General features: G+C 60.6%; 11 protein-coding genes. 6 read left to right on the top strand and 5 right to left on the bottom strand.

Annotation, left to right across the window (positions count from 1 at the left end; all coding sequences use genetic code 11):
- The first annotated feature begins 207 nt into the window (after positions 1-207).
- The 3 genes from ACU688_RS23775 to ACU688_RS23765 all read left to right on the top strand — a co-directional run bounded on the left by ACU688_RS23775 (position 208) and on the right by ACU688_RS23765 (position 4,062).
- Positions 208-1,383, top strand: coding sequence for a tetratricopeptide repeat protein (locus tag ACU688_RS23775; RefSeq protein WP_124526201.1), 1,176 nt, complete (start codon positions 208-210; stop codon positions 1,381-1,383).
- Positions 1,384-1,668: 285 nt separating this feature from the next.
- Entirely contained in the window at positions 1,669-3,606 is a 1,938-nt protein-coding gene (locus ACU688_RS23770) for a RecQ family ATP-dependent DNA helicase (protein WP_448186601.1), read from the top strand.
- A gap of 24 nt (positions 3,607-3,630) precedes the next feature.
- Complete coding sequence (locus tag ACU688_RS23765; RefSeq protein WP_124526199.1) at positions 3,631-4,062, top strand: acyl-CoA thioesterase; 432 nt, start codon at positions 3,631-3,633, stop codon at positions 4,060-4,062.
- A 144-nt stretch (positions 4,063-4,206) separates the two neighbouring features.
- Here the strand turns inward: ACU688_RS23765 and ACU688_RS23760 are convergent, their stop codons facing one another.
- From ACU688_RS23760 to ACU688_RS23745, 4 genes are all read right to left on the bottom strand, one after another.
- Entirely contained in the window at positions 4,207-4,680 is a 474-nt protein-coding gene (locus tag ACU688_RS23760) for a glycine zipper domain-containing protein (protein WP_017737565.1), read from the bottom strand.
- A gap of 200 nt (positions 4,681-4,880) precedes the next feature.
- On the bottom strand, positions 4,881-7,229 hold the full coding sequence (locus tag ACU688_RS23755; RefSeq protein WP_017737566.1) for an FdhF/YdeP family oxidoreductase: 2,349 nt from the start codon (positions 7,227-7,229) through the stop codon (positions 4,881-4,883).
- Positions 7,226-8,065, bottom strand: coding sequence for a formate dehydrogenase accessory sulfurtransferase FdhD (gene fdhD, locus ACU688_RS23750; protein ID WP_448186600.1), 840 nt, complete (start codon positions 8,063-8,065; stop codon positions 7,226-7,228). Before fdhD ends, ACU688_RS23755 begins: the two co-directional genes overlap by 4 nt.
- Positions 8,066-8,162: 97 nt before the next feature.
- Positions 8,163-9,050: a LysR family transcriptional regulator gene (locus ACU688_RS23745; protein ID WP_448186599.1), complete on the bottom strand. Its 888-nt coding sequence runs from the start codon at positions 9,048-9,050 to the stop codon at positions 8,163-8,165.
- A 143-nt stretch (positions 9,051-9,193) separates the two neighbouring features.
- Here ACU688_RS23745 and lysM point away from each other — a divergent pair, with 143 nt between their 5' ends.
- Positions 9,194-9,634: a peptidoglycan-binding protein LysM gene (gene lysM / locus ACU688_RS23740; protein WP_257782597.1), complete on the top strand. Its 441-nt coding sequence runs from the start codon at positions 9,194-9,196 to the stop codon at positions 9,632-9,634.
- 110 nt (positions 9,635-9,744) lie between these two features.
- Here the strand turns inward: lysM and yrfG are convergent, their stop codons facing one another.
- The gene (yrfG, locus tag ACU688_RS23735; protein ID WP_017737570.1) at positions 9,745-10,407 is read right to left on the bottom strand and encodes a GMP/IMP nucleotidase; all 663 of its coding nucleotides are present in this window, start codon (positions 10,405-10,407) and stop codon (positions 9,745-9,747) included.
- Between the two features lie 87 nt (positions 10,408-10,494).
- Between yrfG and nudE the strand changes: the two genes are divergently transcribed.
- The gene (gene nudE / locus ACU688_RS23730; RefSeq protein ID WP_017737571.1) at positions 10,495-11,061 is read left to right on the top strand and encodes an ADP compounds hydrolase NudE; all 567 of its coding nucleotides are present in this window, start codon (positions 10,495-10,497) and stop codon (positions 11,059-11,061) included.
- Positions 11,058-11,894 (top strand): 3'(2'),5'-bisphosphate nucleotidase CysQ, encoded by an 837-nt coding sequence (gene cysQ / locus ACU688_RS23725; protein ID WP_448186598.1) that lies wholly within the window; start codon positions 11,058-11,060, stop codon positions 11,892-11,894. Before nudE ends, cysQ begins: the two co-directional genes overlap by 4 nt.
- The last annotated feature ends 119 nt before the right edge of the window (positions 11,895-12,013 follow it).

Genomic DNA, 12,013 nt, shown 5'->3' with positions numbered 1-12,013 from the left:
GAAAAACGCGCCAACTGTGGGAGCCGGGCTTGCCCGCGATGGCGGTGGGGCAGGTAGGGAATTATCGGCTGAAACACCGCGATCGCAGGCGCGATAAAAACCACGTCACATTTTGTACAAAAAAACTGCCAGCTCGCTGAATTCAGCGTATGTTGCAGCGCAAAATCTTGTAGGGCGATTCTGCCCACTACTTAAAGGGAGTTAAGCATGGGTTTGCTTCGTGTCGCCTCGGCGATGTCATTGTGTGCGGTAGCGTTTTCAGTCCAGGCCGAACAGTTGCCGATTGAAGTGCTCAGCGCAGTGGTCAAGGACCAGAAAATCGCCGACGCCGAAGTGCTGCTGCAACGCAACGGCGCGCAAAACGTCGTGGGCCGCACCAACGCCCAAGGCCAGGTGGTCCTCACCAGCGCGGCCGCCGATGATGGCAGCAGCCTGCTGATCATCAAGAAACCCGGCTATTCCAACCTGGTGGTGAAGTGCCCGTGCAAGGGCATGACCTACGCGATCAGCCCTGTGATGGAAAACCTCGACGGCCTGCGCGTCGTGCTGACTTGGGGCCGCAACCCGTCAGACCTCGACTCCCACATGATTTTCCCGGGCAACAACATCTACTACGCCAGCAAAAAGGGCACTGATGCCGAGCTGGACGTGGATGACACCGACAGCTACGGCCCGGAAACCATCACCCTGCAGAAAAAACACTACGGCGAAAGCTACGTGTATGCCGTGCATGACTACTCCAACCAGTCCTACCCGAATTCGAGCCAGCTGTCCGACAGCGAAGCCAAGGTGTTCGTGTACATGGGGCAATCCCTGGTCCGCACCTACTACGTGCCGAAAAACCGCACCGGCAACCTGTGGACCGTGTTCCGCATGACTGGCAGCGGCGACTTCCAGGACATCAACAGCTTCACCGGCGTCACCGTGGATGCGGCGAACGTACTGAACGAAGTCAAACCGTTGCTGGATGACAGCGTGGCCGTTACCGAAGTGGTTGTCAGTTCTTCCGTACAGGCTGATGCGAAGAAGCTGAACCTGAAAGGTGAAGCGGCCTACCAGGCGGGTAACCTGGATCAGGCGATTGACTACTTCCGCCAGGCCATCGATTTGGATAACAGCTTCGGCAAGGCCTACGGCAACCTGGGCTTGGCGTATCAGAAGGCCGGCAACACAGCCGAGTCGATCTGGGCCAACCGCAAGGCCATCGCGTTGGCGTCGGGTGCCAATGCGGCGACCGTGCGTGCCGGGTCTTACTACAACATTGCGCGGATCTATGAAGCGGCCGGGCAGTTCCAGGATGCGTTGCGTCACTACCAGTTGGCCAAAGAGCAAAAGGCCAACCCTGTGTATGACACGGCAATTGAGCGCGTGAAGAACCGCTGATTCAGCCATAGCGCAGAACACAAAATGTGGGAGCGGGCTTGCTCGCGAATGCGGTGTATCAGTCACAGATATTTCGACTGGACTACCGTATTCGCGGGCAAGCCCGCTCCCACATTTGGTTTTGTGTTTTTCTGTTATATCTGTGGAAAATTCCTACTTCGGCCCTGGGCCATCCCCTGCGCTGTGTATCATCCTGTCTCTTTTTTCCATGCGACCTTTCTCGATCCGCTGAACTTCCCGGGCTATGTTTTCAAGCCAACTCAGCGGTCAATGGAGTGACAGCCTATGCACGACACCCTCCAGCAGGTCTTTGGTTACCCACAGTTTCGTTTGGGCCAGGAACAGACGGTCAGCGCCGTGCTGGCCGGCCGTTCCGCCGCCGCGATTTTCCCCACCGGCTCAGGCAAGTCCCTGTGTTACCAGCTGTCGGCCGTGCTGCTGCCGCACCTGACGCTGGTGGTGTCACCGTTGTTGGCGTTGATGCAGGACCAGTTGGGTTTCCTGCAACGCCATGGCATTTCAGCGGGCAGCATCGACTCGGCGCAGAGTCGTGAAGACGCCAATGACGTGATGGCCCGCGCGCGCTCGGGTGAGTTGAAAATTTTGATGATTTCCGTGGAGCGCTTGAAGAACGAGCGCTTTCGCAACTTTCTGCAAAGCGTGCAGATTTCGCTGTTGGTGGTGGATGAGGCGCACTGTATTTCCGAATGGGGCCACAACTTCCGTCCGGACTATTTGAAGCTGCCGGACTACCAGCGGCAGTTCAATATCCCACAAGCACTGCTGTTGACGGCTACAGCAACGCCCAAGGTGATTGCCGACATGCAGGCGAAGTTCGCCATCGCCCCAAACGATGTGGTCACCACGGGCTTCTACAGGCCCAATCTCAACCTGTTGGTGGAGCCGGTCAGCGGGGCGGACAAGCGCCGGCGGCTGGTGCAGTGGATGAGCGAGCGGGCGAACCAGCCGAGCATCGTCTACGTCACCCTGCAAAAAACCGCCGAGCAGATTGCCGAGCACCTCAATCGCAACGGCATCCAGGCCGAGGCCTATCACGCTGGTTTGCCCCACGATAAGCGCGAGGGCATCCAGCAGCGTTTCATGGGCGGGCGCTCCAACTGCATCGTCGCCACCATCGCGTTTGGCATGGGCATCGACAAGAGTGATATCCGCAATGTGGTGCACTTCGACCTGCCCAAATCCATCGAGAACTACAGCCAGGAAATCGGCCGCGCGGGGCGAGATGGGCAGCCGTCCGACTGCCTGGTGTTGGCCAACCGCGATAGCCTCAACGTGCTGGAAAACTTCGTGTATGGCGATACGCCAGAGCAGGACGGCATCCGCCGTGTGCTGGAGGAGTTGCAGGCGGCGCGGGGCGATGGGCAGTGGGAGTTTCTGCTGCGCTCGCTGTCGGACCACAGCAACATCCGCGAGTTGCCGCTGAAGACCCTGTTGGTACAGTTGGAGCTCAAGGGCGTGATTGCGCCGCGCTACGCGTTTTATGCGGAATACCGCTTCAAGTACCTGATCGAGCCCGACGCGTTGTTGGCAAGGTTTAGCGGTGAGCGGCAGCAGTTTGTCGCGGCGATTGTCGAGGTGTGCAAGCGTGCCAGGACCTGGGCCACGGTGGATTTCGACGCGCTGTATCAACAGCACAACGCCGGACGCGACCGTGTGGTGAAGGCGCTGGATTATTTCCAGGAACAGGGCCTGATCGAGTTGGAAAGCAAGCAGATGACCGAGGTCTACAGCCTGCTGGACACGGATTTTGATCCACAGGCGATGAGCGCCGAGTTATACACAGGCTTCAAGCAACACGAGGTCGGCGAGGTGGCGCGGATTCACGCCATGCTCGACCTGTTCGCCACCGAGCGCTGCCTGGGGCAGCGCCTGGCGCAGTATTTTGGAGATGAAAACGCGCCGCTGCGCTGCGGGCATTGCTCGGTTTGCCACGGTGATGTTGCGCACTTGCCGGCGCCGCCCGCTTTGCCGCCGCTTGTGGATAAAAACTTCATGGGGCTGTGCGGTGATTTTATCCACAGGCATCATCAGTACACCGGCCAACTGCCCGAAGCGGAACGCCTGACGCGGTTCCTCGGCGGCATCAGCGTGCCGTTGTTTACCAAGTTGAAGGCGCGGAGTATTCCGGGTTTTGCTGCGCTGGAAGACTATCCGTATGCCGAGGTCCGCGAGTGGGCCGAAGCCCATTTGCAGGACCTTTAAACCCACCTACACGAGATGCGCCCGATGCCCGATTCAGTGCCCCAACGTGCCGACTACCTTCACTTCCAGCCGATCATCACGCGCTGGCACGACAACGATGTGTATGGGCATGTAAACAACGTCACCTACTACAGCTTTTTCGACACGGCGGTGAACACCTACCTGATCGAACAGGGTGGTTTGGATATTCACGACGGCAAGGTGGTGGGCTTTGTGGTGAGCTCGGCGTGCGACTACTTTGCGTCGATCGCCTTTCCCGAGCGCATCGAGATCGGCCTGCGGGTGGGCAAGTTGGGCAATAGCTCGGTGCAATACGAGTTGGCGGTGTTCAAGGCGGGCGAAGATGACGCCTGCGCGGCGGGGCGCTTTGTGCATGTGTTTGTGGAGCGCGGGTCGAACCAGCCGGTGGCGATTGCGGGGGTTTTGCGCGAGGCGTTGCAGCGGTTGGTGGTCTGATCGCAATCAGTGGAGATCAAATGTGGGAGCTGGCTTGCCTGCGATAGCGGTGTGTCAGGTTAAACAGTATTGCCTGACAGTTCGCCATCGCGGGCAAGCCCGCTCCCACATTTTTTAGCCTGCGGTGCCTTTTAGATCGCGGGCTTACCGGTGACGGTAGTGATGCTTGTTCTTGCGATGCCCATAGGCATGCCCACGGCCACGATGATCATCACGATCATAACGACGGTTGTCGCGCGAACGGCGATCATCGTCATCGCTCTTGTTGCCCATGTAGTTACCCAGCGCACCACCCGCACCACCGCCGGCGGCTGCGCCGATCAGGCTGCCAGTGCTGCCGCCGACACTGCGGCCGACCACGTTGCCGCCGGCTGCGCCCAATGCGCCGCCAATGGCTGCTTCGCCACGGCTGCGTTTGTCGGCGCCGACCGCACTACCACCCGCGCCGCCCAGGGCTGCGCCGATGGTCGAGCCGGTGTTGCCGCCGAGTTGCTGGCCAACAACCGAACCTAGAACCCCGCCCAATGCGCCGCCTACACCGGCTTCGGTGGTGCCACCGGCCATGGCTGCGCCACTGACCAGGCCAAGGGACAACAAGAGAATCGAGGAGAACTTCATTCAGGGAAACCTCAAGGGGATGACGGCGCGATCCTGAGGCTGTATCGACATTGTGACAATAGAAATCCGACCAGTAACACGAGTTGTGCACAATTAGCTAAGTTATTGTTTTAAATAGGGAACTTAAGTCGATTTGGTAGGTCTTTAGCTCTTCGGAACGGCCGCTTTTATGCAAAAGCGGCCTTTTTTGTGCCCGTGATTTACGCCGTGCGCGCCATGATCAAGCCGTTGTCACTCGCCGCTTCCAAACGAATCGCGACAAATTTCGACGTTGGTGTATGGCTGCCGTCCCCCGTGCTTTCCAGCGGCACCAGCGGGTTCACTTCCGGGTAGTAGGCGGCTGCCTGCCCCGCCGGAATATCAAACGCCAGCAAGGTGAAGCCTTTCACCCGGCGCTCACGGCCGTCTTCCCACAGCGACACGATGTCCGCCTTCTGCCCCGGCTTGAAGCCCAGGCGGATGATGTCGGCTTCGTTGACGAACAACACGTCACGCTGACCCTTGACCCCACGGTAGCGGTCGTCCAGGCCATAAATCGTGGTGTTGTACTGATCGTGGGAGCGCATCGACTGCATGATCAGGTCCGGCACGCGGCCCGTGGCGTGGGTGCGTTCGTGGATCAGGTCCTTGGGCAGGATGTTCGCGCGGAAATTGGCGCGTCCCGAAGGCGTGTTCCAGCGCCGTGCGCCGGCGGAGTTGCCCAGGTAGAAACCGCCCGGGTTTTTGATCTTCTCGTTGAAGTCCTTGAAGCCTGGAATGGTGTCGGCGATCAGGTCGCGGATGCGCCCGTAATCGGCCACCAGCCAGTTCCAGTCCACCGGCTTGCTGCCCAGGGTGGCAGCGGCGATGCCGGCGAGGATGGCGGGTTCGGATTTCATCAGCTTCGACAGCGGCTGCAACTGGCCGTTGGAGCCGTGGACCATGCTGAACGAGTCTTCCACCGTTACTGCTTGCGGGCCATCGGCCTGGATGTCGATGTCGGTGCGGCCCAGGCACGGCAGGATCAGCGCGTCTTTTCCGTGCATCAGGTGGCTGCGGTTGAGCTTGGTGCTGATCTGCACGGTCAGGTCGCAGTTGCGCAAGGCTTGAAAGGTGCGCGGGCTGTCTGGTGTGGCTTGGGCGAAGTTGCCGCCCAAACCGATAAACACCTTGGAGCGGCCTTCGAGCATGGCGTGGATCGCTTCCACCACGTTGTGGCCGTTTTCCCGCGGCACCTGGAATTGGAAGCGACGCTCCAGGGCGTCGAGGAACGCCACCGGTGGCCGCTCGTTGATACCCATGGTGCGGTCGCCCTGCACGTTGCTGTGGCCACGCACCGGGCACAGGCCGGCGCCGGGGCGGCCGATGTTGCCGCGCAGCAGCATCAGGTTGGCGATTTCCTGGATGGTCGGCACCGAGTGGCGGTGCTGGGTGATGCCCATCGCCCAGCACATGATCACGTTCTTGCCTTTGGCGTACATGCGCGCCGCTTGCTCGATCTCCACCAGGGTCAGGCCGGACTGCTCGACGATTTCATCCCAGGAGGTGTCGTCGATCTTGGCCAGGTAATCCAGCACGTTGACCGTGTGTTCGTTGAGGAAGTCGTGGTCGAACACAGCTTCCTTGCCTTCGGCCTGGGCCTGGCGTTCCCACAGCAGCAGGAACTTGGCCATGCCGCGCAGGATGGCCATGTCGCCACCCAGCGCTGGGCGGAAGTAGGCGGTGTTGGTCGGTTTGTCGCCGTTGGTGAGCATTTCCAGCGGGTGCTGCGGGTGCTGGAAGCGTTCCAGGCCGCGCTCTTTCAGCGGGTTTATGCACACCACCTGGGCGCCGCGTGTGACCGCTTCGCGCAGTGGTTCGAGCATGCGCGGGTGGTTGGTGCCGGGGTTCTGGCCCCAGACGAAGATGGCGTCGGCATGTTCAAAATCGTCAAAGGTCACGGTGCCTTTGCCCACGCCCACGCTTTGCGCCAGGGCGACGCCGCTGGCTTCGTGGCACATGTTCGAGCAGTCCGGGAAGTTGTTGGTGCCAAACGAGCGCACAAACAGCTGATACAGGTACGCCGCTTCGTTGCTCGCGCGGCCCGAGGTGTAGAACTCGGCCATGTCCGGGCTGGGCAGGGCGTTGAGGTGCTTGCCCACCAGGTCGAACGCGGCTTCCCAACTGATGGGCTGGTAGCGGTCTGTCTCGGCGTCGTAGCGCATCGGCTCGGTCAGGCGGCCCTGGTATTCCAGCCAATAGTCGCTTTGTGCCGTCAGCGAAGTGACGCTGTGCTTGGCGAAAAACGCCGCATCCACGCGGCGCTTGGTGGCTTCCCAGTTCACCGCCTTGGCGCCGTTTTCGCAGAACTTGACCATGCCGCTTTCCGGCGAGTCACCCCAGGCGCAGCCCGGGCAGTCGAAGCCGCCGTTCTGGTTGGTCTTGAGCATCATGCGCAGGTTTTTCAGGGCGTTGTCGCTGGTCAGCCAGGCCTGCGCCACGCTGATCAGCGCGCCCCAGCCGCCAGCCGCACCTTTGTAGGGCTTGTAGCGCGGGGTTGGGGTTTGGTCGGCTTGGTTATGATTGCTCACGGCTGGTTCTCCATCACAGGGCTGTAGACCCGCGGCGCACTTTTCTGCGGCAGGTGGATGAGATTGAGGTTATGCCGGCGGGCCCATTGCAAGGCCAGGCCGGTGGGCGACGACAGGCTGACCAGGGTCTGGATGCCCGCGCGCAAAACTTTCTGGATCAGCTCCAGGCTGCAACGGCTGGTGACAATCGCCAGGCCGCCGTCGGTCGGAATCTTTTGGCGGACCAGCGCGCCGATCAACTTATCCAGGGCGTTGTGCCGGCCGATGTCTTCGCGGCCCAGCAGCAATTCGCCCTGATGGTTCATAAACACGGCGGCATGCACGGCGCCGCTGTGCTGGCCCAACGGTTGAAACGCGCTGATGCGCTGGCGCAGGCCGTCGAGCCACTCGGCAGGCGGCAATGGCGCGCCGGGCAGCACTTGCAGGTCGGGCAGGGCTTGTTCCACCGCCTCCACGCCGCACAGGCCACAGCCGCTGGTGCCGGCCAATTGGCGGCGCTGCTGCTTGAGATTCCAGAAGGCACGGCTGGAAATCTGCACCTGGGCATAGTGGGCTGAGCCCGAACCGCTGAGTTTCAGGTCATAAATGTCGCTAACGTCGGTGATAATGCCGCTGCCGAGACTGAAGCCAACGATAAAGTCTTCCAGGTCGGTGGGTGTCACCAGCATGACCGCCTGGCTGATGTCGTTATAGGCAATCGCCAACGCCACTTCTTCCGCCAGCGCGGTGCTGGCGACTTCGGTGTGTTCGAGATTGCAAAACTGGTAGCTCTGACTGGCGGCGGGCGCGGGCGTTTCAGAGGCGGGCGCCGCGCAGACTGGGCGCTTGGCGTTCATGGGGCTGTACCACCGGCGGATTGATCAGTGTTTAGACTAGGCGCGACAAAGCGTCGCGTCTAATTGCCAGTACTGATCTACCGATAGATGACGTCGATCAAGGCGGGTTTTGCGATTTCTGAAACAGCGCGAAACACGCTTCGGCCAATGCTGAGCGCGGCGCGCTGCGGCGCATGATCAGCCCGAGGCGCGCCAGGGTGTGGGCGTCTTCGATCGGTTGCAGGCGCAGATGCTCGGTCAGCGCGTCCAGGCCGCCGTCCAGTGGCATCACCGCGCAACACAGGCCGCCGTGCACAGCTTGTAACAACTGATGGACGGCGTCGGTTTGCAGCAGCGGTTGCGGGTTGAGCCCACGGCTGTGGAAGTTATGGTCGATGGATTGGCGAAAGTGCATGCCGCTGGTGAGCATGCCCAAGGGCAATTCCGTCAGCGCCTCCCAGCTCAGCGGTTTGTCGCCAAAGCTGAAGAAACGCTGGTCGTAGAGCAGGCCCATACGGGTTTCGCCCAAGGCCAGGGAGTCGAAGCGTTCATTGTCCAGGCGCTCCAGGTAGGACACGCCGAGGTCCAGGCGGTTGCTCGCCAGTTGTTCAAGGATTTGCTCGGAGCTGAGCGCCGACAGCTCAAACCGCAGGCTGGGGTGCTCTTTATGCAGTTGTTGCATCAAGGCCAGCGGATCAAAGCTCGACAGCGGCACCACACCCAGGCGCAACGTACCGACCAGGTTGCCGCGACAGGCGGCGGCTTCGGCCTGCAAGCCGTCATAGGCGGCCAGCACCGTGCGGGCCCAGGCCAGCACGCGTTCACCGGGGGCGGTAAAGCCTTCGAAGCGTTGGCCGCGATTGACCAACGGCAGGTCGAGTTCTTCTTCGAGGCTGCGCAGGCGCATCGACAGGGTCGGCTGGGTAATGTGGCACCGTGCTGCGGCTTGGCCGAAGTGACGGGTTTCGTCGAGGGCGATGAGGAATTTCAGCTGTTTGATGTCCATCTTCGCTCCGGGGCTTGTTCCAATGGCGGGGGGGATTCTAGCGCGTGTAGGAGTCGTCTGGTCATTGGTCGGGCTGGAACCAGGTTCTGTAGGACTGGTCTAGTCTTTGGCATCTGGAACTTAAACCCAAAGGAGAGCGAACCATGAGCATTTTTAGCTTTGTTAAGGAAGCGGGCGCGAAGTTGATCGACCTGTTGACACCGGGCAATGCCAACGCCGGTGAGAATCTGAAAAAGCATATTGAAGATGTGGGGCTGGGCAACCCGAACGTGCATGCCACCGTTGACGGCGACAAAGTGACGATCACCGGTGAAGTCGCCAGCCAGGAAGAGAAAGAAAAGATCATTTTGGCGGCAGGCAATATTGCTGGTGTTGCGAGTGTTGAAGATCAGATTACGGTGTCTGGCCCAGTGGTTGCGGCCGCTCGTTTTGTCGTGGTGAAGAAGGGTGACACGCTGAGCGCTATTTCCCTGGCGGTGTATGGCAACGCCAACCAGTACAACAAGATCTTCGAGGCCAACAAGCCGATGTTGTCGCACCCGGACAAAATTTACCCAGGGCAGACGCTGCGCATTCCTGAGTAATACACGGACCAAAATGTGGGAGCGGGCTTGCTCGCGAAGGCGGAGTGTCAGTCACCAGATTAATTGACTGAACCACCGCCTTCGCGAGCAAGCCCGCTCCCACAATGGGTTCAGAGTCCGCCAATGAGATCGCGGTAGTCTTCGACTGCGGCAAATTCCCCAGTGTCTTTTGGACCTTTTTTACTGTCCGGCTCTTTCACCGCCAACAAATGCCCCACCCCAAACGCCCGCGCACTGCGCAAAATCGGCAAGGTGTCGTCGATAAACAGGCTGCGTGCCGGGTCAAAGCCGATATCGGCTTGCAGCGCATCCCAGAATTGCGGGTTTTCCTTGGCGAAACCGTAGTCGTGGGAGCTGATCAACCGTTCGAAATACGGCGCCAGTTCAATGCGTTCCAACTTCAATGACAGCGAGTCGCGATGCGCGTTGGTGATCATGATTACGCGCTTGCCGGCCTGCTTGATCGCCGCCAGAAAGGTATCGGCATCCGGGCGCAGGGCAATGAGGTGGGCGGTTTCCAGCTTGAGTTCGCGCACCGGCAGCTTCAGTTCGGCACTCCAGAAATCCAGGCAATACCATTGCAACTGTCCGGCGTTACGCTCGAACAGCGGCTGCAGTTCCATCTCGGCCATGGCCCGGCTCACCCCGTGCAACTCGGCGTAGCGTTGCGGCAGGTGTTCCATCCAGAAATGGTTGTCGTAATGCAGGTCGAGCAAGGTGCCGTCCATGTCCAGCAGGACGGTGTCGATGGCGTGCCAGGGCAAAGAGGGCATGGGGCAGTCTCATGTAAGTAGAAATATCCGACACAAACAATCGGAAAAGCCACGGTATAGTAACCCGATCACGCCAAGGAGCCGCTTATGCGCCAGAAACCCACCGTCCTCGCCCGCGAAATAGTCGCCAGTAGCCGTTTGTTCCGCGTGGAGGAAGTGCAATTGCGCTTCTCCAATGGCGTTGAACGGACCTACGAGCGCCTGGTGGGCCGCGGTGCCGGCTACGGCGCAGTGATGATCGTGGCGATGCTCGATGACGAGCATGCGGTGCTGGTGGAAGAGTACTGCGGCGGCACCGACGAGTATGAATTGTCCCTGCCCAAGGGCCTGATCGAACCCGGCGAAGACGTGTTGGCGGCGGCCGAGCGGGAGCTCAAGGAAGAAGCGGGCTACGGCGCACGCCAGCTGGAGCTGATTACCGAGCTGTCGTTGTCGCCGGGGTACATGAGCCAGAAAATCCAGGTGGTGCTGGCCACCGATCTCTACGAAGAACGCCTGGAAGGCGATGAGCCTGAGCCGATGCGCGTGGACAAGGTCAACCTGCGCGAGCTGTCGCAGCTTGCGCAAAACGAGCAGTTCAGCGAGGGCCGCGCGCTGGCCGCGTTGTATCTGGTACGAGACCTGTTGACCCAGCGTGGAGCGTTTGACGCATGAGCGAATTGTTTTTGGGCCACCCGTTTATTGCCCCGGTGATCGAGCTGGCGCGTCAAGCTGGCGAAGTGATCCTGCCGTACTGGCGCGCCAATGTGGCCGTGACGGCCAAGGCCGATGACTCGCCGGTGACGGCGGCCGACCTGGCGGCGCACCATCTGATTCTTGCCGGGCTGACCGCGCTGGACCCAAGCATCCCGGTGCTGTCCGAAGAAGATGCCGATATCGACCAGAGCGTACGCGCCGGTTGGCAGCGCTGGTGGCTGGTTGATCCGCTGGATGGCACCAAGGAGTTTATCGCCGGCAGCGAAGAATTTACCGTGAATATCGCCTTGATCGAGCAGGGTCGCGTGGTGTTTGGCGTGGTATCGATGCCCACCAGCGGGCGTTGTTATTTCGGCGGTGCGGGCCTGGGCGCGTGGCGTTCGGACGTGAACGAAGCGCCCAGGCAGATCCAGGTGCGCACAGCCCCAGCGGCGGGCGAAGCGTTCACCGTGGTTGCCAGTCGGCGCCACAGCAGCCCGGAGCAGGAGCGTTTGCTGGCGGGATTGAGCGAAGGCTTGGGTGAGCTGAAACTGGCGAATATCGGCAGCTCGTTGAAGTTCTGCCTGTTGGCGGAGGGCAGTGCGGATTGCTATCCGCGCCTGGCGCCGACGTCGCAGTGGGACACCGCAGCGGCCCAGGGGGTGCTGGAAGGCGCGGGCGGCGAAGTGTTGGAGTTGAGCGGTGTGCCGTTCAGTTATCCGGCGCGGGAATCGTTGTTGAATCCGTTCTTTTTGGCGTTGCCGGCAAAAGCGGCATGGCGCGAACGTTTACTGGCGTTGGCACGCTCCTGAGACTTGCATAATTCAATGTGGGAGCTGGCTTGCCTGCGATGGCATCACTGCGGTTTAACTGACAGACCGAGGCGCCTGCATCGCAGGCAAGCCAGCTCCCACATAAACCCCTTTCACAG

The organism is Pseudomonas acericola (SeqCode), assembly GCF_053456465.1.
The sequence above is the reverse complement of the archived record's forward strand: the minus strand, read 5'-3'. Positions and strand labels throughout refer to the sequence as shown.

Excerpts from the sequence above, each read along its gene's own strand:
- lysM (WP_257782597.1), top strand. The coding sequence starts at position 9,194 with ATGAGCATTTTTAGCTTTGTTAAGGAAGCGGGCGCGAAGTTGATCGAC.
- yrfG (WP_017737570.1), bottom strand. The coding sequence starts at position 10,407 with ATGCCCTCTTTGCCCTGGCACGCCATCGACACCGTCCTGCTGGACATG.
- ACU688_RS23745 (WP_448186599.1), bottom strand. The coding sequence starts at position 9,050 with ATGGACATCAAACAGCTGAAATTCCTCATCGCCCTCGACGAAACCCGT.
- cysQ (WP_448186598.1), top strand. The coding sequence starts at position 11,058 with ATGAGCGAATTGTTTTTGGGCCACCCGTTTATTGCCCCGGTGATCGAG.
- nudE (WP_017737571.1), top strand. The coding sequence starts at position 10,495 with ATGCGCCAGAAACCCACCGTCCTCGCCCGCGAAATAGTCGCCAGTAGC.
- ACU688_RS23775 (WP_124526201.1), top strand. The coding sequence starts at position 208 with ATGGGTTTGCTTCGTGTCGCCTCGGCGATGTCATTGTGTGCGGTAGCG.
- ACU688_RS23765 (WP_124526199.1), top strand. The coding sequence starts at position 3,631 with ATGCCCGATTCAGTGCCCCAACGTGCCGACTACCTTCACTTCCAGCCG.
- ACU688_RS23760 (WP_017737565.1), bottom strand. The coding sequence starts at position 4,680 with ATGAAGTTCTCCTCGATTCTCTTGTTGTCCCTTGGCCTGGTCAGTGGC.
- fdhD (WP_448186600.1), bottom strand. The coding sequence starts at position 8,065 with ATGAACGCCAAGCGCCCAGTCTGCGCGGCGCCCGCCTCTGAAACGCCC.
- ACU688_RS23770 (WP_448186601.1), top strand. The coding sequence starts at position 1,669 with ATGCACGACACCCTCCAGCAGGTCTTTGGTTACCCACAGTTTCGTTTG.